Raw genomic sequence first — 20,338 nt, forward strand, 5'->3', positions numbered from 1 at the left:
CGGCGGTCCAGCGAGGAGGCACGGTGGCGGAGGCCAAGAAGAACCGCGTGACCATCAGCGACATCGCGCGGGAGGCCGGTGTTTCGGTCCCGACCGTCTCGAAGGTCCTCAACGGCCGCCCCGAAGTCGCCGCCCGCACCCGCGAACGGGTCGAGAAGCTCATCACCCGGCACAACTACTCGCGCAGGGCCAACCACGGCAGCGGTCGCGCCGGGCTCATCGACCTCGTCTTCCACACGCTCGACAACGAGTGGGCGCTGGAGATCGTGCGCGGCGTCGAGGGCGTCACCCACGACGCCGGTGTGGGCGTGGTGGTCTCGGCCGTGCACGACGGGCGCAAGACAGAACGAGCGTGGCTGGACAACCTCACCGCGCGCCGCTCCGACGGCATCATCCTCGCGGTCACCGAACTCGGTCCGCGGCACGCCGAGCAGCTGCACGGCCTCGGCGTGCCGGTGATCATCATCGACTCGCTGGGCCAGCCGGATCAGCAGGTGGCCTCGGTCGGGGCGACGAACTGGAGCGGTGCCCGCGCCGCCGTCGAGCACCTCGTCGCGCTGGGGCACGAGCGGATCGGTTTCATCGGCGGGCCACCGCAGCTGCAGTGCTCCGTCGCGCGGCTCGACGGCTACCGCTCGGCGCTGATGAGCGCGGGCATCGCGGTCACCGACGAGCTCATCTCCGACGGCAACTTCACGCTCGACCGGGGCCAGCAGGCGGCGACCGACCTGCTCGCCCTCCCGGACCCGCCCTCGGCGATCTTCGCCGCCAACGACCTGCAGGCCCTGGGCGCCTACCGCGCCGCCGAGCAGCGCGGGCTGCGCATCCCGGAGGACCTCAGCGTCGTCGGGTTCGACAACGTGCCGATGGCGCAATGGATCTCGCCCGCGCTGACGACCGTCGACCAGCCCGTCGCCACGATGGCCGCCGAAGCGGCCAGGGCACTGCTGCGTCACGCCGACACCGGACGGTTCGAGACCAACCGGGTCGAGCTGGCCACCGACCTCGTCATCCGCGCGAGCACCGGCCCCAGGGCCTGAGAGGTGCGGCGCCGCTCACGCGGGCGGCGGAAATATCGGCGGTCGCTGCGGTGTTGCCCGGGGTGGCCGGGGCGCGTGGTCCCGGCCCGTGGTGCGTGCGTGAAAGGGCTGATGCTGCCGTGACCGTGGATCTCTCCGTTCTCGACCTGGCTCACATCGGTGAGGGGGAGACCGCTGTGGACAGCTTCACCGCCAGCGTCGACATGGCCCAGCGCGCCGAGCGGTGGGGCTACCACCGAATCTGGTACGCCGAGCACCACAACATGCCCACCATCGCGTCCTCGGCGACCAGCGTGCTGATCGGTCACGTCGCGGCCCAGACCAGCCGGATCCGGCTCGGCGCGGGCGGCATCATGCTGCCCAACCACGCGCCGCTGACCATCGCCGAGCAGTTCGGAACGCTGGAGACGCTGTTCCCGGGACGCATCGACCTCGGCCTGGGACGTGCCCCGGGCAGCGATCAGCGCACGATGCGGGCGCTGCGCCGCGACCCGACCGCCGCCGACGCCTTCCCGCAGGACGTGCTGGAGCTGCAGGGCTACCTGGCCGGTGACACCCGCATCTCCGGGGTCAACGCCACGCCCGGGTACGGCACCCGCGTGCCGCTGTACGTGCTGGGCTCGTCGATGTTCGGCGCGCAGCTCGCCGCCCTGCTGGGCCTGCCCTACGCGTTCGCCTCGCACTTCGCGCCGGACGCCCTGGAGGCGGCAACGGCGCACTACCGGCGTGAGTTCCAGCCCTCGGCGCAGCTGTCCGAGCCGCACGTCATCGCCGGGGTCAACGTCATCGCCGCCGACAGCGGCGATGACGCCGAGCACCAGTTCCTGGAGGCCAAGCGCTACCGGGCGAGTCGGATGCTCGCGCAGGGCCGCTCGCTCAGCACCGAGGAGATCGACGCGCTGCTGGCCTCGCCGGCGGGACGTCAGGTCGAGTCGATGGCCCGCTACTCGGCGGTGGGCACCCCGGCCGAGGTGGACGACTACCTGGAGAAGTTCGCCAAGCAGGCCCAAGCGGACGAGCTGATGGTCGTCTCGTCCGCCGTGGACCGCGCTGCCTGGCTCCGCTCCCTCGAACTCCTAGCAGAAGTCCGAGACCTCAAAGGCTGACCTCCAGCCCCACCGGACCGTCCCGGAAGCCTCCTACCTCGGCATCTCCCGGTTTTAGGGGTCGTTGCAGAATCACCTTGCTTGGCGGTGCGGGTAGCGGAACCTCACACGCCGCCTGGACTCCGTGCGCCACTCCTGATGTATGCCAATACACGGCGTCGCGGCGTACTCGCCAGACGACGTGTGAGAACCCGCGGCGGTGCCAGCTGAGTCCCACACCTGAAACAGCGGCTCCGCCGCATTCTGAAACGACTCCTTAGTCCTAATCAGGCGGCAATCGTGCCCGAAATGTCGGCTCAGTTCGGACTAAAACCGGGAGTGGGCGAGGCCTCTCACGGCGTGAGGTGGGATTCGATCTGGTCGGCCAGCTTGTTCATGATCTTGGCGTAGCTGGCGTGGCTCATCGGGGCGACCGCGTCCCACTCGACGAACCGGTTCGCGGCAGCGGCCGGAGTCGCGGCGAAGACCGGGTTCTGCTTCATCTGCTCGGGCGTCATCGACGCCGACCGCGCGTCCCAGAGCATGATGTCGGCCGGGTAGGCGTTGGCCTTCTCCCAGGACAGCCGCTCGTAGTAGCCGCCGCTCGCCTGGTCGGGCTCGCGAGGCGAGGTGATCGGCAAGCCGAGCTCCTTGACGTAGTAGTCGAGGTCGGGGTTGCGGGCGGGCACGACGACGAAGAACTCCTCCTTCGTGCCGCCGATCGGCAGGATCGTCTTGCCCTGCGCCTTCATCCGCGCACCGAGGTCGCGCAGGCGCCCGGCGGCGTCGTCGAACGCCTGCTCGTCGGCCTTGACCTTCGGGGACTCCACGTCCGCGCCCAGCGCCCGGGCGAGCTCCCGGTACTTCTCGATGGCGGCGGGCAGAGCGATGCCGGACTGCGCGACGCCCAGCGTCGGGACGATCTGGCGGACCTTCTGCTCCTGGTCCTCGACCAGATGCCACAGACCCGGGTATTCCGCGTACTTGCCGCTGACCAGGACGTCCGGGTGCAGGGAGGCCAACCGCTCCAGGTTGACCTCGCCATAACCGGCGCCGGTGACGTCGGCGACCTGCCGCGGGTCGAGGGAACCGGCTTCCGGTTCGACGGAGCCGTCGTCGCGCACGAGAGGCCCGAACGTCCCGGCGATCGTGACACCGAAGTCCTGCAGCGCCGCCCCGGCCGAGACCTGTGCGACGATCTGCTGCGGGCGCTCGGGACGGGTCACCGCGACGCCGCGATCGTCGGTGTAGGACCAGCCGCCGCCGGCTTGTTCGGGCTGCGATGATCCGCACGCGGACAGCGCTCCGACTGCCGTGAGCGAGACCGCGGCCAACGCGACGGCCCGGATCGAGTGACGCAAGGTCGACCTCCTGCTGCTATTAGGTTAGGCTAACCTAGCAGAACGATCAGGAGGTTTCGGATGACAGTGACGCGAACCAGGCCACACGTCGACGCGCGACCGGCGTATCAGCTGTTCCCCGTCGAGGTCGCCGGCGTGCGTCGACTCGGTCCGAGCTTCGTCCGGATCACCTTCAGCGGCGCGTGCTTGTCCGGGTTCGGGTTCGGTGGTCACGACCAGCGGATCAAGGTCGTGCTGCCCAAGCAGGGCCGCTCCCTCGACGACTTCCCCGAGGGCGACGACTGGTACCCGCGCTGGCTGGAGCTCCCCGAGGAGATCCGCCCGGACCTGCGGACCTACACCGTGCGCGACTACCGGCCGGAGGCCTGCGAGGTCGACGTCGACTTCGTGCTGCACGGGCTCGACGACGGGCACGCCGGCCCGGCCTCGGCCTTCGCCGCGAGCGCACGTCCGGGGCAGGTCATCGGCCTGTTCGCGCCGGACCGCCCGGGCTCGGGCCGGATGTGGGGCTGCGAGTGGTCTCCCCCGGCCTCCGCCGACCGGCTCGTGCTGGCCGGGGACGAGACGGCGGTGCCCGCGCTCGCCGCGATCGTCGAATCGCTCCCCTCCGACGCGCGCGGCGTGGTGTGCGTGGAGGTCCCCGCCGACGGCGACGAGCAGGAGTGGCAGCGACCGGCCGGGGTCGACGTCCGCTGGTACGCCCGCGCCGGAGCGCCGCACGGCAAGATGCTCGGCGAAGGGGTCGCCGAGGCGCTGCGCGAGCTGCGGCCGGTGCGCGACGCGGCAGCGAGCTCGGCCGACCTCGACGACGTCGACGTGGACGCCCGGACGCTCTGGGAGGTGCCCGAGGGGTCGTCGGGCTCGATCTACGGCTTCCTGGCCGGGGAGGCGGCGGTGATCAAGGGGCTGCGCCGACTGCTGGTCAACGACCACGGCATCCCCAAGCACTCAGTGGCGTTCATGGGCTATTGGCGCGAGGGTCGTTGCTGACCCTTTTGTCGGACCGCCGCGCTACGGTCGTCGACATCGGGTAGGGCCACCTCACGCCGAAGGACCAGCGCCATGCCAGTCACCTCGACCGCACCCACCGACGACTTCGTCGCGCAGGCCGACTCCTATCGCCGGGAGCTACTCGCGCACTGCTACCGGATGCTCGGATCGCTGCAGGACGCAGAGGATCTCGTGCAGGAGACCTACATCAAGGCCTGGCGGTCCTACGACCGCTTCGAAGGCCGGAGCTCGCTGCGCACCTGGCTGTACAAGATCGCCACGACGACCTGCCTGACGGCGTTGGAGAGCCGGAAGCGACGTCCGCTGCCCAGCGGTCTGGGTGCCCCGGCCGACGAGGTACCGCACGAGAAGCTCGTCGACTCCGGCGAGGTCCCGTGGCTGCAGCCGGTCCCCGACGGGATGATCGCCGACACCGCCACCGACCCGGCAGCGATCGTGGGGCTGCGGGAGAGCACCCGGCTGGCGTTCATCGCCGCCCTCCAGCACCTGCCCGCGCGGCAGCGGGCCGTGCTCGTCCTGCGCGACGTGCTGAAGTGGCGCGCCGCCGAGGTCGCCGACGCGCTGGCGATCTCCACCGCCGCGGTCAACAGCGTCCTGCAGCGCGCCCGCGCGCAGCTCGCCGACGTGGCCCCCTCGCAGGACGACCGGCCCCAGCCGCTGTCGGCCGAGCAGGAGCGGCTGCTGCAGCGCTACGTCGCGGCGTTCCAGGCCAAGGACGTGCCGGCCATCGTCGAGTTGTTCACCGACGAGGCCGTCTGGGAGATGCCGCCCTTCCGGCTGTGGGTGCGCGGTGGCGAGCGGATCGGGCAGCTCAACGCCCGGCAGTGCCCGGCGGGCCCGGACGGGCTGCGGCTGCGTCCCACCCGCGCCAACGGGCAGCTCGCCTTCGGCGTCTACCTGCGCGGTGACGACGACGTCTTCCGTCCCTTTCAGCTGCACGTCCTCGAACTGGGCGAGCACCGGATCAGCCACGTCGTGTCGTTCTTCGACGTCGACTTCGCCAAGTTCGGCCTCCCGGAGTCGGTGACCGGCTGATCTGTGCCGGTGGACGATCTCTCCTAGAGTGGGTGCCGGAGACGTTTGGGGTCTGGTGGCCTCCACGGCCTTCAAAGCCGATGGCGCCGAGCAGCTCGGCGCGGCGGGTTCGATTCCCGTCCGTCTCCGCCAGCTTCCTGTCACCGGCTGCGAGGACCTTTGATGAGCGGGTACCGGTTGACCCAGTACGCGCACGGCGGCGGGTGCGCCTGCAAGATCCCGCCGGGCGAGTTGGAGGACGTGGTCGCCGGCATCGTGCCGGAGGTCGCCGAGCCGAACGCGAAGCTCGTCGTCGGGTTGGACACCGGGGATGACGCGGCGGTCGTGCGCACCGATCAGGGCACCGGGATCGTGGTGACCACCGACTTCTTCACGCCCGTGGTCGACGACGCGTGCGACTGGGGCCGGATCGCGGCGGCGAACGCGCTGTCCGACGTCTACGCGATGGGCGGGACTCCCGTCCTCGGCGTGAACCTGCTGGGCTGGCCGCGCGACGTGCTGCCGTTCGACCTGGCCGGTGAAGTGCTGCGCGGTGGTGCGGAGGTGGCCGGTGCCGCCGGATGCCACCTGGGCGGCGGTCACAGCGTGGACGATCCGGAACCCAAGTACGGGCTCGCGGTCACGGGCCTGGTGGATCCCGACCGGATGTTGCGCAACGACGCGGCGCGACCGGGCCTTCCGCTGACGTTGACCAAGCCGCTGGGCATCGGGGTGCTCAACACCCGGCACAAGCAGACGGGACAGCGGTTCGCCCACGCCGTGGCCACGATGACCGAGCTCAACCGCGACGCCTCCCGGGCAGCGCTGCGCGCCGGGGCCGTGTGCGCCACCGACGTGACGGGTTTCGGGCTCCTCGGACACCTCTTCAAGACCATGCGGGCCTCCGGCACGACGGCCGAGGTCGACGTCGCGGCCGTGCCGCTCCTGGAGGGCGCGCGGGAGGCGGTCCGCGACGGTTTCGTCAGCGGAGGCACCCGGCGCAACCTCGACTGGGTGCGGCCCCACCTCGACGCGGGCAGCACCGGCGAGGACGACGTGCTGCTGCTCGCCGACGCGCAGACCTCCGGCGGCCTGCTGGTGGTCGGCGAAGTGCCCGGTTTCCCGGTGATCGGCCGCGTGCTGCCCGGCCGCGAGGACGGCACCCGCGTCGTCCTGCGCTGACCGGCACCGATCTCGCTGCCCACATGGTGAACCGCGTTGACGACCCCGATCGGCGGTTCTAGCTTGGTGCACATGGCTCTCCGGCTGCGATTGGTCACGCGCGACCACATCGACCTGCTCCGGGTGATCGCCGCCGCCTGTCAGCGGTAACCGGCTTCGCCGCTCCTCTCGCTCCGTTCCGCACGCCCCGGCTGATCGCCGTTGGCGCGCAGCGGTTCTCCACCACATCGCACCGCAGCGGTGCTCCCACCCCTCGACCCGCGCCGTCGCGCAGGGAGGACACGAGGATGGTTCATCGAACGCAGTGGCACTTGGCCGTGGGACTCGACGGGACCGGCTGGCATCCGGCCTCCTGGCGATCCGCGCACGCCAGACCCACCGAGCTGTTCACCGCCGGCTACTGGCTCGACCTGGTGCGGCGAGCCGAGTCCGGACTGCTGGACTTCGTCACACTCGCCGATTCGCTGGGCCCGCAGTCGAGTTCACCGGCCGGACCCGACGAACGCACCGACCGCGTGCGCGGCCGGTTGGACGCCGGCCTCATCGCCGCGCGCATCGCTCCCCGGACCCGGCACGTCGGGCTGGTGCCGGAAGTCGTGGTCACCCACACCGAGCCGTTCCACGTCTCGAAGTCCGTCGCGACCCTCGACTACGTGTCGGGCGGCCGCGCCGGATGGCTGCCCCAGGTCAGCGCGAGCGGCGGCGACAACGCGCACTTCGGCCGCCGCGCGATCGCGCCCGCGGAGCTGCTCGAGGAGGCCGCCGACCACGTGGAGGTCGTCCGCCGGCTGTGGGACTCCTGGGAGGACGACGCGGAGATCCGCGACGTGGCCACCGGCCGGTTCATCGACCGGGACAAGCTGCACCACATCGACTTCCGCGGCAGGTGGTTCGACGTCAAGGGACCGTCGATCACACCCCGCCCGCCGCAGGGCCAACCGCTGGTGACCGCGAGGGCCACCGATCCCGCTGAGTACCGGTTCGCCGCCCAGGCCGCCGACGTCGTGTTCACCGCCGCAGCCGGCCCGGCCGCGGCCGATCGAGCGGTGACCGAGGTGGGAACGCACGCCGGTTCGGGCGCATCGCCGCACGTCTTCGGTGATGTCGTGGTGTTCCTGGGCTCCGGCTCGGCCGATCGCCGGGCACGGCTCGACGCGCTCGATCGGCCGTCTACTTCGGACGCACCGGTCTTCGCGGGCGAGGCCGGGGAGCTCGCCGACCTCCTGCGGTCCCTGGCGGAAGGCGGCCTCACCGGGTTCCGGTTGCTTCCGGGGGAACTGCCGCACGACCTCGCGGCGATCACCGACGAGCTCGTGCCGGAACTGCAGCGGCGCGGGCTCTTCCGAAGCACCTACGAGTCAGGCTCGCTGCGCTCGCGGCTCGGCTTGGACCGCCCGGCCAACCGCTACGCGACCGCTGGAGGCACGTCGTGACCAAGCAGATCCACCTGGCCGCCCACTTCCCCGGCGTCAACAACACCACGGTGTGGAGCGATCCGCGTTCGCTGAGCCAGATCGAGTTCTCCTCGTTCACGCACCTCGCCGAGACCGCCGAGCGGGCCAAGTTCGACTTCCTGTTCCTCGCCGAGGGACTGCGGTTACGCGAGCACGCGGGCAAGATCCACGACCTGGACGTGGTGGGCCGCCCGGACACCTTCACGGTGCTCGCGGCGCTGGCCGGGGTGACCGAGAAGCTCGGCTTGGCGGGCACCATCAACTCCACGTTCAACGAGCCCTACGAGGTCGCGCGGCAGTTCGCCAGCCTCGACCACCTCTCGGAGGGACGGGCGGCGTGGAACGTGGTGACCTCGTGGGACGCCTTCACCGGCGAGAACTTCCGGCGCGGCGGGTTCCTGCCCGAGGACCAGCGCTACGAGCGCGCTCGGCAGTTCCTGCGCACGGCCACCGAGCTGTTCGACTCCTGGCGCGGGGACGAGATCGCGGCCGACAAGGACTCCGGGCGGTTCCTCACCGATCCGCGCGCGGGCGCGTTCGAGCACTCCGACGCGCACTTCGACATCCGCGGCCGGTTCACCGTTCCCCGCAGCCCGCAGGGGCGGCCGGTGATCTTCCAGGCCGGGGATTCGGAGACCGGGCGGGAGTTCGCCGCGTCGGCGGCCGATGCGATCTTCACCCGGCACGGAACCCTGCAGGCGGGCAAGGACTTCTACGCCGACGTCAAGTCGCGCTTGGCCGCCCACGGCCGCTCGCCGGAGGACCTGCTGGTGTTCCCGGCGACGACCGTGGTCGTCGGCGACACCGACGCCGACGCGCGGGAGCAGGCCGCGCTCATCCGCAAGCAGCAGGTCAGCGGACCGACCGCGATCTCCTTCCTGGAGCAGCTGTGGAACGCAGACCTCAGCGAGCTCGACCCGGACGGCCCGCTGCCCGGCTTCGACCCGGTCGTCGACGGTGATGCGATCAGCAAGGGCCGGGCCAGCACGCGGATGTTCGGCGACCGGCTCGCCACGGCCCGGAGCTGGCGCGAGCTCGCCGAGTCCAAGCGGCTCTCGATCCGCGAGCTGATCATCGAGGTCACCGCGCGGCAGTCGTTCATCGGGAGCGCCACCACGGTGGCCGAGGAGATGAACCGCTTCGTGCAGGAGGATGCCTCCGACGGGTTCATCCTGGTACCGCACCTGACGCCCGGCGGTCTGGACGACTTCGTCGAGCAGGTCGTGCCGATCCTCCAGGAACTCGGCGTTTACCGCACCGAGTACCCGGGGTCCACGTTGCGCGAGAACCTCGGCCTGGCACCCGAACCCGTTCACTGAGGGGTCAGTTCAGACTGCGGAGCCCAGAAGACGGGTCAGGTTCCGCCACGCAAACCGACCCTGAAACAACCAGTCATGCCCCGGAGGTACTCGATGTCGGTCCCGCTGTCGGTCCTGGACCTCTCGCCCATCGTCTCCGGGCGGACCGCGAAGGAGGCCCTGCACAACACCCTCGATCTGGCGCGCCGGACCGAGGCGTTCGGTTACCGCCGCTACTGGGTGGCCGAGCACCACCTCACCGACGGTGTCGCTTCCGCGGCACCGGCGGTGCTGCTGACCGCGATCGCCGGAGCGACCAGCACGATCCGCGTCGGCTCGGCGGCGGTGCTGCTGGGCCAGCACTCGCCGCTGACCGTGGCCGAGCAGTTCGGCACCCTCGCCCAGCTCCACCCCGGCCGCGTGGACCTGGGCGTGGGCAGGTCCGGCAAGAAGCGCACGCAGGAGCTCACCGAGCGGCTGACCGCGCCCGCGCGCAACGAGGGCTCCACGGTCGACGGCCTGGTCGTGCCCTCGAAACCCCGTGCGGTGGCTCGGTCGGAGAAGTACGCGGCGCGGCTGCACCAGCAGGCGGAACTGGTCGGGGCCCCGGCCGAAGAGCTGGACTACCGGGATCAGGTGGCCCGCGTGCGGCAGTTCCTCGACGGCGGGTTCCCCGGGCCCGACGGAGAGCCGGTGCGCGCCAACCCGGCTGAAGGAGCCGACCTCGACCTGTGGATCCTGGGCTCCAGCGGTGGCGAAAGCGCGGTCACCGCAGGACGCCTCGGCATCCCGTTCGCCGCCAGCTACCACATCACGCCCGCGACGGTGCTGGAGACGGTGGAGTCCTACCGGGAGAACTTCGTCGCCTCCGACCAGCTCGACCAGCCCTACGTGGTGGTCTCGGCGGACGTTGTCCTCGCCGACAGCACCGAGCGGGCGCGGGAGCTGGCGTCTCCGTACGGGGCGTGGGTGCACAGCATCCGGGCCGGCGCGGGGGCGATCCCGTACCCCTCCCCCGCCGAGGCCGCCGGATTCCCGTGGGACGAGGAGGCGCGGGAGATCGTCGCCGACCGGCTGGCCACCCAGTTCGTCGGCACGCCCGAGGAGGTGACCGACCGGCTGGCCACCTTGCAGGAGGTGACCGGTGCCGACGAGCTCGTCGTCACCACCATCACCCACGACCACGCCGACCGGGTCCGCTCCTACGAGCTGCTCGCCAAGTCCTGGAACCGCACGTGAGGCGCGGGAGCGTCAGCCGCGGCCGATGAAGGGCATCTCGGTGGCGGTGATGGTCATGAACTGCACGTTGGCCTCGAGCGGCAGACCGGCCATGTAGAGCACGGCGTCGGCGACGTGCCGGGGGTCGAAGGTGGGTTCGGGGCGCACCGAGCCGTCGGCCTGGGCGGCACCGGTGGAGATGCCGGAGGTCATGTCGGTCGCCGCGTTGCCGATGTCGATCTGGCCGCAGGCGATGTCGTGCGCCCGGCCGTCCAGCGAGATCGACTTCGTCAGCCCGGTGATGGCGTGCTTGGTCGTCGTGTAGGCAACGCTGCGCGGCCGGGGCGCGTGCGCGGAGATCGACCCGTTGTTGATGATGCGGCCACCGCGCGGGTCCTGATCGGCCATCATCCGGAACGCGTGGTGGGCGCACAGGAAGGAGCCGGTGAGGTTCGCCTGCACCACACCGGTGAAGTCCGCCGCCGAGAGCTCGCCGACGTTGCCGGCGGGACCGAAGGTTCCGGCGTTGTTGACCAGCAGGTCCAGCCGTCCCCACCGCTCGCGCACCGCGTCGAACAGCGCCGCCACCGAGTCAGGATCGGTGACGTCGGTGGGGATCGCGTGGGCCTCGGCGAAATCCCCGGCGGTACCGGCGAGGGGTTCGGGGCGCCGTCCGGCCAGCGCCACCCGGTACCCCTCGGCCAGCAGCGCCCGGGCGATCACCCGCCCGAGCCCGGTACCGGCACCCGTCACCACTGCGACCTGCGCGTTGCTCATGGCCACATTGATACCGCACGGTCACCTCCGCGCGGCGACCTCCCGCTCGGAGCGCAGCGTGAAGTCCTGGTGGCCCGGCCGTCCGGACCGGATCGGCACCCGGTCGACGGACGGTCGCCTGCCGGGAGCCGAGACCACGACCGTCGCGAAGCCCTCCGGCAGGTCGTGCACCGCGTACTCGCCGGCGGTCGAGGCGACCAGCCGCGCGAGTTGCAGCCCGGACTGGTCGGTGATGGTCAGGATCGCGCCGGGCACCGGAGTTCCGCCGGGATCGCGCACGGATCCCGACAGCGTGCGGTGCTTGCGGGGTTTCGGCGCCTCCAGCGCAGGATCGAGGACCACGCCGCTGTCGTCCTCGTGCTCGTAGGTCCCGGCGGAGACGGACACCGCGCCGGTTCCCGCCCGGCGCAGCACCCACCACCGGTGCCCGAAGACCAGCGCGATCCCCAGAGCGAGCCAGCAGCACAAGCCGATGACGGCGCGGGGAGCTCCGACGCCGCCGAAGTAGAGGATCCCGCGCATCGCGTCGACCGCCTGGCCCAGCGGCAGAACTCCGTGCAGCGCCTGGAAGAACGGCGGCACGAGCTCCTTCGGGATCGCACCGCCCGACGACGGCATGCTCAGCAGGACGAACAACCCCATCGCCACCCCGGGCAGGAACTGCTTGACCAGCGGGACGAGCCCGAACGAGGTCCACCCGACCGCCTGCGTCAGCAGGAACCCGACCAGCAGCAGCGACGGCTCGTTGTAGATCACGCCCATCGACAGCGCGGCGAGGTAGCAGACGACCGAGGCGAACGCACCGACCCCGACCAGAGCGGCGAGCTTCTGACGGACGCGCAGCTCGGCCCGCAGCAGCATCATCACCGTCACGTAGGGCGGGATGTTCATCGCCAGGAGGCAGTACAGCAGCCCGGTTCCCATCACGTCGCCCGGAGCGGACGGAGCGAGGTCGGTGAGCACCAGGTGATGCCCGGTGGCGGCGGCGACCGGCGTGAAGATCTGCTGCAGGACCATCATCAGCGCGGACCCGTTGGCCTTGGCGTAGAGCAGTTCCCCGTTGTCCGGGTCGTACCCGGCGACCGCTTCGCGCTGGGTGACTGCCTGCCGCGCGCCGGCCTCGTCGGGAACCGCGGTCATGTCGAACGCCCCCGGGGCGCTGGTCTGGAAGCTCGCGGCGAGCTGGTGGGCGGCCTGGTCACCGACGATCACGACCGGCATGTGGTGCGGTGCGGGGGCGTGCATCGGCAGCAGGTAGCACAGCATGAAGCCGCAGATGAAGAACGCGGGGAACCACAGGGTGCTGACCAGTGTGCGGACCGTCGAGGGCGGGTCTGCCTCGGTCAAAGAACCTCCTTCGTCTCGGCGCTGTCGTGCACCGCGCACCCGAGGAGAACGGTTGCTTCGAATCAACTATTAGCCAGGCTAACTTATTCAGCGGCGCGCCCCTCACGACCCCGTGCGACCTCGATCAAAATGCGAATTCTTTCCGCATCCGTAGCCTCGGACAGCGGGGGAAGGAGTTCGCCTGCACCATGCTCACCCGCTCGCGCACGCTCCTGGCCGTGCTGTTCATGCTCGCGCTGCTGGGCGCCACCGGCTGCCAGCCGTCACCACCACCGCCGCCACCGCAGGGCGGCGGCACGACGTCCGGGCAGCAGGGCGGTGGATCGGCACCGGACGGACCCCCGGTGACCGCGGTGAAGATCGACAACTCGCCGGAAGGGCGTCCGCCGGTGGGCATCGACGCGGCGGACGTGGTCTACGTCGAACCCGTCGAAGGCGGCCTGAGCCGCATCCTGGCGATCTTCGCGACCCACAAGCCCCAGACGGTCGGTCCGGTGCGCAGCGCCCGTGAGACCGACGCCGAAATCCTTCCGCAGTACGGCAGGCCCACCCTCGCCTACTCCGGCGCGGCACCCGAGGTGCTGCCGACGATCCAAGCGGCCCCGCTCACCGACGCCTCTGACGCCCACGTCCCCGACGCCTACTCCCGGGACGACGCGCGCCCCGTCCCGCACAACCTCTTCGTCGACACCACCCGGCTCCCGCCCGCGCAGCCGTGGCCCGGAGCCGCCCGGCCGATGATCGGCGACCTTCCCCAGGGCGGCGCACCCGCCGAGCGCTACGAAGTCCGCTACCCCGCCGCGACCGTCGGGTTCTTCTACCACCACCCCTCGCAGCGCTGGATGGTCTCGATGGACGGCGACCCCTACGCCGCCGTGCACAGCGGCCGGGTCGGCGTGTCCACGGTGATCATCCAGAAGGTCCGCACCCACGAGTCGGTGGTCCGCGACGCCGCGGGCAACCCGTCACCGGTGGCCGAGACCATCGGCAGCGGCCCGGCCGTGGTGCTGCGCGAGGGCAAGAGCTTCGAGGGCACCTGGAACCGCCCCTCGCCCGAAGCGCCCACCACCTACACCGACCGCGCGGGCGCACCGCTGCCCGTCGCCCCCGGCCAGGTCTGGGTGGTGCTGAGCCCGGAGGGCTGAGCACCACCCAGACCACTGTGGACTGTTCCGGGAGCGACGTCGCGGCAGGACTCGGAGCCCCCGCCCCGGCAGGGCCGGACCGCATCGCCGACCGGTGAACCGGGTCACGCGAGCGGGCTCATCCCGTATGTCCGAAACGACCGTCGTCCGCAGTGGAAACACCCTTTCGAACGCGGGTGCTGGACGACGGCCCTCGGGTAAAGTGATCGTTTCTGGCAGCTTGTCGAAGGGACCCGCACCGATGCCCAAGTTCTCCTGGCACACCGATCCCGTTCCGGCGGGTCTGGCGGTGCGGCAGGTGTACGGGTTCCTGTTCGTCCCGGACGGGCGATTGCTGATCCGCCTCGACGGCAGCAAGCACACCCTGCCCGGCGGGCGGCCGGAGCCGGGCGAGGTCGCCTACGCCGACATCCTGCGCCGCGAGGCCATGGAAGAGGTCACGGTCGACATCCACGACCCGCACTACCTCGGCTACCAGTGCGTCAACGACAGCGTCTCCCCCTACGCCCAGGTCCGGATGGCCGCGCTCATCTCCTGCGCGCACCCGCCCGCTCCCGACCCCGACAGCGGGCGGACCTACCGGCGGCTGCTGGTGAACCCGAGCAAGGCCGGCGACCTGCTCGCCTGGGGCGAGACCGGGTACCTGCAGGCGACCGCCGCCGCCGAAGCCGCCGTCGAGGTGCTCGGCCTCCCCGCCGACGGACTCCCGCCCACCGGCGAGCTCTAGACACCCCGGGCGCCTCAACCAGGCGAAATCGACTTGACCCGGCCCGTTGCCGCCCACTATCGTTCGCATAGAGCACATTTGTTCACTATGCGCACAACGAGAGGTGGTCGGGATGGCACGCATCCTGGACCTTCGCGAGGCGGTCGCCGAACTGGTCCGCGACGGTGACGTGGTGGCACTGGAGGGCTTCACGCACCTCATCCCGGTCGCCGCCGGTCACGAGATCATCCGGCAGAGCCGCAAGGACCTCACGCTGGTCCGGATGACGCCGGACATCGTCTACGACCAGATGATCGGTGCCGGCTGCGCACGCAAGCTGATCTTCTCCTGGGGCGGCAACCCCGGCGTCGGCTCGCTGCACCGCTTCCGCGACGCCATCCAGAACTCGTGGCCGGTGCCGCTGGAGATCGAGGAGCACAGCCACGCCGGCATGGCCAACCGCTACGCGGCAGGAGCCTCCGGGCTGCCGTTCGCGGTGCTGCGCGGCTACACCGGGACCGACCTGCCCGACCAGACCGAGACGATCAAGCCGATCGAGTGCCCGTTCACCGGCGAGCGGCTCACCGCCGTGCCCGCCGTCAACCCGGACGTGGGCATCATCCACGCGCAGCGCGCCGACCGGGCGGGCAACGTGCAGATGTGGGGCATCACGGGCGTGCAGAAGGAGACCGTGCTGGCCTCCGCGCGGTCGCTGGTCACCGTCGAGGAGATCGTCGACGAGCTCACCCCGGTCCCCGGGTCCGTGGTGCTGCCGCAGTGGGCGGTCACCGCGGTCGCCGAGGTCCCGCGCGGCGCGCACCCGTCCTACGCGCAGGGCTACTACGAACGGGACAACGACTACTACCAGCAGTGGGACCCGATCGGCCGCGATCGCGAGCGCTTCGAGCAGTGGCTGGAGACCGAGGTCCGCGGTGCGAACAGGAGCGCGCGATGAGCCAGGAGTTCACCTCCGACGAGATGATGACCGTCGGCGCCGCCCGGTCGCTGGAGGACGGAGCGAAGTGCTTCGTGGGCATCGGCCTCCCCAGCACCGCGGCCAACCTCGCCCGCCGCACGCACGCGCCGAACCTCGTGCTGATCTACGAATCGGGAACTCTCGGTGCCAAGCCGGACCGGCTGCCGCTGTCCATCGGCGACGGCGTGCTGGCCGACACCGCTGACTCGGTGATCAGCGTCCCGGAGATCTTCAACTACTGGTTGCAGCCCGGCCGCATCGACATCGGTTTCCTCGGCGGGGCGCAGGTCGACCGGTTCGGCAACATCAACACCACCGTCATCGGCGGCGACTACCGCAATCCGAAGGTCCGGTTGCCGGGAGCCGGCGGTGCCCCGGAGATCGCGGCCTCGTGCCGCGAGGTGCTGATCGTGATGCGGATGAGCCCCCGCAGCTTCGTGGACCGCGTCGACTTCGTGACCTCGCTGGGGTACGGCACCGGCAAGGGCGACCGCGACGAGCTGGGCCTGCGCGGGCGGGGCCCCGTCAAGGTCATCACCGACCTCGGCGTGCTGCGACCGGACCCGGACACCTGCGAGCTGACGCTCACCGAGCTCAGCCCCGGCTCCACCGTCGAGCAGGCCCGCGAGGCCGTCGGGTGGGAGCTCAAGATCGCCGACGACCTCGGGAAGCAGGATCCGCCCAGCGAAAAGGAGCTGGAATTCCTGCGGGCTCTGAAAGCTACCGTGTGAGCCCTGGTGAGCGTCGCCGACGTCTCGCCCCATCCCGCGCTTCGGCCCGCGGGAACACCGCAAGAACCACTGGCAGAGCCGCCCGAGGAGCCTTCCCATGACCGTTCATGAGACCCGGTCCGAATCCGGTCTCATCCTGCCGGATTACGCGCCCGACGATGCCTCGCACCCGCCGCTGGACTCCGCCGAGTACCGGTCGTCGGCGCTGCGGCACCCGAAACAACCGCTGCAGTACCTGCCCCAGCACCTGACCGAGGTGACCGGTCCGCTGCTGGGCCAGGACCGGTGCGGTGAGCACGACGACGACCTGACCGCCCAGCACGACGGCGAGCCGCTGGGCGAGCGGATCATCGTCAGCGGGAAGGTGCTGGACTCGGCCGGGAAACCGGTCCCGAACACGTTGGTGGAGATCTGGCAGGCCAACGCGGCCGGGCGCTACCTGCACCAGGGCGACCGGCACCCGGCTCCGCTGGACCCGAACTTCTCCGGGACCGGCCGCTGCATGACCGACTCCGAGGGCAACTACCGGTTCGTCACCATCAAGCCGGGCGCCTACCCGTGGCGCAACCACGACAACGCGTGGCGGCCCGCGCACATCCACTTCTCGCTGTTCGGGCAGGCGTTCACGCAGCGGCTGATCACCCAGATGTACTTCCCGGGCGATCCGCTGTTCTACCAGGACCCCATCTTCAACTCGGTGCGCGACGAGAAGGCGCGAGACCGGATGATCTCGCGGTTCGACCTCGACTCGACCGTTCCCGAGTGGGCGTTGAGCTTCACGTGGGACATCGTGCTGCGCGGCCCCCAAGCCACCGTGTTCGAGGACGAGGAAGAGGAGGACGACGACTGATGGCCGAACCCGCCACCACCCCGTCCCAGACGATCGGCCCGTTCTTCGCGCTGCCCGGCGGCATGCTGTGGGACGACGGGCCCGAACTCGTCCCCTCCGGCCGCGAAGGCGCGTTCGTGCTGCACGGCGTTCTGCGCGACGGCGCTGGGAACCCCGTGCCGGACGGCGTGATCGAGATCTGGCAGGCCGACGAGCAGGGCCGCTTCGACCACCCCGCCGACCCGCGCCCGGCATCCTCCGGATGGCAGGGCTTCGGCCGCTGCCCCACCGACGCCGAAGGCCGGTTCTGGTTCCGCACGGTCGCACCCGGACCGCTGCCCACCCCGGAAGGCGGGACCGAGGCACCGCACATCGACGTGACCGTGCTGGCGCGCGGCATGCTCAACCGGGTGGTCACCCGCGTGTACTTCCCCGGCGAGCAGGCCAACGCCAGCGACCCCGTCCTCTCGCGGGTCCCCTCGGAACGCCGGGACACGCTGCTCGCCACCCCCGACGCCGAGGGACTGCGGTTCGACATCCGCCTGCAGGGCGATGGCGAAACGGTGTTCTTCGCGGTCTGATGGTGCCGCGAGTCCACACAGGATCGAGGGAGGCCGGCTTGTTCCGCACCATGTTCAGCACCCAGCAGGCCACGGCGCGCACCAGCGACGACGCGTGGCTGCAGGCGATGCTGGACTTCGAGTCGGCGCTGGCCGCCGCCCAAGCGAGCGCCGGGATCGTGCCCGCCGACGCCGCCGCGGACATCGCCGCGCACTGCCGGGCCGAGGACTTCGACTCCGCCGCCATCGGTGAGCGCGCGGCCGCCTCGGCGACACCCGTGATCGCGCTGGTCGCGGACCTCGCGGCAGCGGTCGCTCCCGGCTCGCGCCCGCACGTGCACCGGGGTGCGACCAGCCAGGACGTCCTCGACACGGCAGCCGTGCTGATCACCCGCGACGTGCTGGAACTGATCCTGACCGACCTGCGGGCGGCGGCCGAGGAGTGCGCCCGGCTGGCCGACGAGCACCGCGACACCGCGCTCGTGGCCAGATCGCTGCTGCAGCAGGCGCTCCCGACCACCTTCGGCCTGCGCTGCGCGGGATGGCTGACCGCGCTGGACTCGGCGATCGCCGCGCTGCGCCGCGTCCCGCTGGCGGTGCAGTTCGGCGGCGCGGCGGGCACCCTCGCGTCGCTGGGACCGAACGGGCCCGAAGTGCTGGGCGACCTCGCCGCGCGGCTGGGTCTCGCCGAACCCGTGCTTCCCTGGCACACCGATCGGACCCGCATCGCCGAACTCGCCGGCGCGCTGGGCGCGGCCTCCGGCGCGATGGGCAAGATCGCGCTGGACGTGGAGCTGCACGCCCAGACCGAGGTCGGCGAGCTCACCGAGGGCAAGCCCGGCGGCTCGTCGGCCATGCCGCACAAGCGCAACCCCGCAACCTCGGTGCTGATCAGCGCCGCGACCAAGCGGGCACCCGGGTTGGTGGCGACGCTGCTCTCGGCGATGCCGCAGGCCTACGAGCGCGCGGCCGGGGAGTGGCAGTCGGAGTGGGAGCCGCTGGTCGAACTGCTCCGGCTGACCGCCGCCGCAGCGCACCGCACCCGGGAACTGCTGGCGGACCTGCGGATCCACCCGGGCCGCATGGCCGCCAACCTCGATCTCACCCGAGGCCTGGTGCTCGCCGAGAACGTCGCCGGCCACCTGTCCGGCGCGCTCGGGCGCACCGGGGCCCAGGACCTGGTCGCGGAGCTGTGCCGCCGCACCGTCGAGCGGGGCAGCTCGCTGCGCGCGGAACTGCTCGCCGAACCGAGGGTCCGGAACGTGCTCACCGAGGACGAGATCGTCTCGGCCACCTCGCCTGAGGATTACCTCGGCGCCGCATCGGTTTTCATCGACCGAGCACTGGAATCGCACACCAGATGGGAGAAGCGGTGAACGTCGACCACGAACTGACCGGGCCCGACGGGGCCCCGGTCGTGGTGCTGTCCAACTCGCTGGGCACCGACCTGCGCCTGTGGGACGAGCAGGTACCGGCGCTGTCCGAGCGGTTCCGCGTGCTGCGCTACGACCAACGCGGCCACGGCGGCACCGGCGCCGAGCCCGGCCCGTACTCGCTGGACCAGCTCGGCGGCGACGTGCTGGAGCTGCTGGACCGGCTGGACATCGACAAGGCCCACTTCGCCGGGGTGTCGCTGGGCGGCATGACCGGGATGTGGCTGGCCGAGCGCGCGCCGGAGCGCATCGACCGGCTGGCGCTGATCTGCACCTCGGCCGACCTGGGCACCACCCCCTGGCTGGAGCGCGCGGCGAAGGTGCGCGCCCAGGGCATGGCGGCGATGGTCGAGCCGTCGCTGCCCCGCTGGTTCACCCCGGCCACCGCGGAGCGCCCCGACATCCGGGAGAAGTTCGAGGACATGATCGTCAAGGCCGACGCCGAGGGGTACGCGGCCTGCTGCGAGGCGATCGCCGGCATGGACGTGCTCGACGGCCTTGCCGGGATCACCGCCCCCACCCTGGTGATCGCCGGGGCCGAGGACGCCGCCACTCCCCCGTCGCACGCCGAGCGCATCGCCGAGGCCGTGCCGGGCGCTCGCGTCGAGGTCCTCTCCCCGGCCGCGCACCTGGCCAACGCCGAGCAGCCGCACGCCGTCAACGAGCTCCTGCTGGAGCACTTCGGGGGAGCCGCATGAGCGACGAAGCCCGTCACGAAGCGGGGATGCAGGTGCGCCGCGCTGTTCTCGGCGACGCCCACGTGGACCGCGCCACCGAGCGCAAGACCGAGTTCACCGCGGACTTCCAGGACTTCATCACCCGCTACGCGTGGGGCGAGGTGTGGACCGGCGACGGCGTGGACCGGCCGACCCGCAGCATGCTGACGCTGGCGATCCTGGCCGCGACCGGCTGCGAGGACGAGTTCGCGATGCACGTGCGCGCCGCCCGCCGCAACGGGCTGGAACCGGAGCGCATCAAGGAAGTGCTGATGCACGTCGCCATCTACGCGGGCGTGCCGCGCGCCAACACGGCGTTCGGTATCGCCAATGCGGTCCTCGCCGAAGAGCGAACGGAGTAGGCTTCTCGCCCGAACGATCGGGCTGCACCGCGATTCCAGCCGAGCGCTGTACCTGGAACGGGGGCCGCCACCGCATACTGGAACGGCTCCTGA

20 protein-coding genes and 1 tRNA gene are annotated in these 20,338 nt (G+C 71.2%); 18 read left to right on the top strand and 3 right to left on the bottom strand.

The window, feature by feature from the left end; all coding sequences use genetic code 11:
• The first annotated feature begins 23 nt into the window (after window positions 1-23).
• Together ACYVF3_RS22790 and ACYVF3_RS22795 are read left to right on the top strand one after the other, a co-directional pair.
• Window positions 24-1,040, top strand: coding sequence for a LacI family DNA-binding transcriptional regulator (locus ACYVF3_RS22790; RefSeq protein WP_461156280.1), 1,017 nt, complete (start codon window positions 24-26; stop codon window positions 1,038-1,040).
• A gap of 119 nt (window positions 1,041-1,159) precedes the next feature.
• Window positions 1,160-2,146: an LLM class flavin-dependent oxidoreductase gene (locus ACYVF3_RS22795; RefSeq protein WP_461156281.1), complete on the top strand. Its 987-nt coding sequence runs from the start codon at window positions 1,160-1,162 to the stop codon at window positions 2,144-2,146.
• Between the two features lie 332 nt (window positions 2,147-2,478).
• On the opposite strand, the gene ACYVF3_RS22800 is transcribed toward ACYVF3_RS22795, so the two are convergent.
• Window positions 2,479-3,486, bottom strand: a complete 1,008-nt coding sequence (locus tag ACYVF3_RS22800) for an ABC transporter substrate-binding protein (RefSeq protein WP_461156282.1) — start codon at window positions 3,484-3,486, stop codon at window positions 2,479-2,481.
• Between the two features lie 60 nt (window positions 3,487-3,546).
• Here ACYVF3_RS22800 and ACYVF3_RS22805 point away from each other — a divergent pair, with 60 nt between their 5' ends.
• The 7 genes from ACYVF3_RS22805 to ACYVF3_RS22835 all read left to right on the top strand — a co-directional run bounded on the left by ACYVF3_RS22805 (window position 3,547) and on the right by ACYVF3_RS22835 (window position 10,684).
• Window positions 3,547-4,476 carry a siderophore-interacting protein gene (locus tag ACYVF3_RS22805; protein WP_461156283.1) on the top strand — a complete coding sequence of 310 codons (930 nt, stop codon included), beginning with the start codon at window positions 3,547-3,549 and terminating at the stop codon, window positions 4,474-4,476.
• A gap of 72 nt (window positions 4,477-4,548) precedes the next feature.
• Window positions 4,549-5,532 carry a sigma-70 family RNA polymerase sigma factor gene (locus ACYVF3_RS22810; protein WP_461156284.1) on the top strand — a complete coding sequence of 328 codons (984 nt, stop codon included), beginning with the start codon at window positions 4,549-4,551 and terminating at the stop codon, window positions 5,530-5,532.
• Window positions 5,533-5,569: 37 nt separating this feature from the next.
• Window positions 5,570-5,664 (top strand) — tRNA-Sec (locus tag ACYVF3_RS22815).
• Window positions 5,665-5,694: 30 nt separating this feature from the next.
• A complete protein-coding gene (gene selD, locus ACYVF3_RS22820; protein WP_461156285.1) occupies window positions 5,695-6,693 on the top strand; it encodes a selenide, water dikinase SelD in 999 nt (332 codons plus the stop codon).
• Between the two features lie 287 nt (window positions 6,694-6,980).
• Window positions 6,981-8,126, top strand: coding sequence for an LLM class flavin-dependent oxidoreductase (locus tag ACYVF3_RS22825; protein ID WP_461156286.1), 1,146 nt, complete (start codon window positions 6,981-6,983; stop codon window positions 8,124-8,126).
• Window positions 8,123-9,466: an NtaA/DmoA family FMN-dependent monooxygenase gene (locus ACYVF3_RS22830; RefSeq protein WP_461156287.1), complete on the top strand. Its 1,344-nt coding sequence runs from the start codon at window positions 8,123-8,125 to the stop codon at window positions 9,464-9,466. The genes ACYVF3_RS22825 and ACYVF3_RS22830 overlap by 4 nt, the downstream gene beginning before the upstream one ends.
• A gap of 93 nt (window positions 9,467-9,559) precedes the next feature.
• A complete protein-coding gene (locus ACYVF3_RS22835) occupies window positions 9,560-10,684 on the top strand; it encodes an LLM class flavin-dependent oxidoreductase (protein WP_461156288.1) in 1,125 nt (374 codons plus the stop codon).
• Window positions 10,685-10,696: 12 nt separating this feature from the next.
• On the opposite strand, the gene ACYVF3_RS22840 is transcribed toward ACYVF3_RS22835, so the two are convergent.
• Together ACYVF3_RS22840 and ACYVF3_RS22845 are read right to left on the bottom strand one after the other, a co-directional pair.
• Window positions 10,697-11,440: an SDR family oxidoreductase gene (locus tag ACYVF3_RS22840; RefSeq protein ID WP_461156289.1), complete on the bottom strand. Its 744-nt coding sequence runs from the start codon at window positions 11,438-11,440 to the stop codon at window positions 10,697-10,699.
• A gap of 21 nt (window positions 11,441-11,461) precedes the next feature.
• Complete coding sequence (locus ACYVF3_RS22845; RefSeq protein WP_461156290.1) at window positions 11,462-12,787, bottom strand: carboxypeptidase regulatory-like domain-containing protein; 1,326 nt, start codon at window positions 12,785-12,787, stop codon at window positions 11,462-11,464.
• 188 nt (window positions 12,788-12,975) lie between these two features.
• Between ACYVF3_RS22845 and ACYVF3_RS22850 the strand changes: the two genes are divergently transcribed.
• The 9 genes from ACYVF3_RS22850 (at window position 12,976) to pcaC (ending at window position 20,245) form a co-directional block, all read left to right on the top strand.
• The gene (locus ACYVF3_RS22850) at window positions 12,976-13,932 is read left to right on the top strand and encodes a DUF3048 domain-containing protein (RefSeq protein WP_461156291.1); all 957 of its coding nucleotides are present in this window, start codon (window positions 12,976-12,978) and stop codon (window positions 13,930-13,932) included.
• Window positions 13,933-14,173: 241 nt separating this feature from the next.
• Window positions 14,174-14,659 carry an NUDIX domain-containing protein gene (locus tag ACYVF3_RS22855; RefSeq protein WP_461156292.1) on the top strand — a complete coding sequence of 162 codons (486 nt, stop codon included), beginning with the start codon at window positions 14,174-14,176 and terminating at the stop codon, window positions 14,657-14,659.
• 112 nt (window positions 14,660-14,771) lie between these two features.
• Window positions 14,772-15,593, top strand: coding sequence for a CoA transferase subunit A (locus tag ACYVF3_RS22860; protein WP_461156293.1), 822 nt, complete (start codon window positions 14,772-14,774; stop codon window positions 15,591-15,593).
• Window positions 15,590-16,345, top strand: coding sequence for a CoA-transferase subunit beta (locus tag ACYVF3_RS22865; protein WP_461156294.1), 756 nt, complete (start codon window positions 15,590-15,592; stop codon window positions 16,343-16,345). Before ACYVF3_RS22860 ends, ACYVF3_RS22865 begins: the two co-directional genes overlap by 4 nt.
• Window positions 16,346-16,442: 97 nt before the next feature.
• Window positions 16,443-17,195 carry a protocatechuate 3,4-dioxygenase subunit beta gene (gene pcaH, locus ACYVF3_RS22870; RefSeq protein ID WP_461156295.1) on the top strand — a complete coding sequence of 251 codons (753 nt, stop codon included), beginning with the start codon at window positions 16,443-16,445 and terminating at the stop codon, window positions 17,193-17,195.
• Window positions 17,195-17,755: a protocatechuate 3,4-dioxygenase subunit alpha gene (gene pcaG / locus ACYVF3_RS22875; RefSeq protein WP_461156296.1), complete on the top strand. Its 561-nt coding sequence runs from the start codon at window positions 17,195-17,197 to the stop codon at window positions 17,753-17,755. The genes pcaH and pcaG overlap by 1 nt, the downstream gene beginning before the upstream one ends.
• A gap of 38 nt (window positions 17,756-17,793) precedes the next feature.
• A complete protein-coding gene (gene pcaB, locus ACYVF3_RS22880; RefSeq protein WP_461156297.1) occupies window positions 17,794-19,110 on the top strand; it encodes a 3-carboxy-cis,cis-muconate cycloisomerase in 1,317 nt (438 codons plus the stop codon).
• A complete protein-coding gene (gene pcaD, locus ACYVF3_RS22885) occupies window positions 19,107-19,865 on the top strand; it encodes a 3-oxoadipate enol-lactonase (RefSeq protein WP_461156298.1) in 759 nt (252 codons plus the stop codon). The genes pcaB and pcaD overlap by 4 nt, the downstream gene beginning before the upstream one ends.
• On the top strand, window positions 19,862-20,245 hold the full coding sequence (gene pcaC, locus ACYVF3_RS22890; protein WP_461156299.1) for a 4-carboxymuconolactone decarboxylase: 384 nt from the start codon (window positions 19,862-19,864) through the stop codon (window positions 20,243-20,245). Before pcaD ends, pcaC begins: the two co-directional genes overlap by 4 nt.
• Window positions 20,246-20,338: the final 93 nt, after the last annotated feature.

Source organism: Saccharopolyspora tripterygii (genome assembly GCF_054778355.1).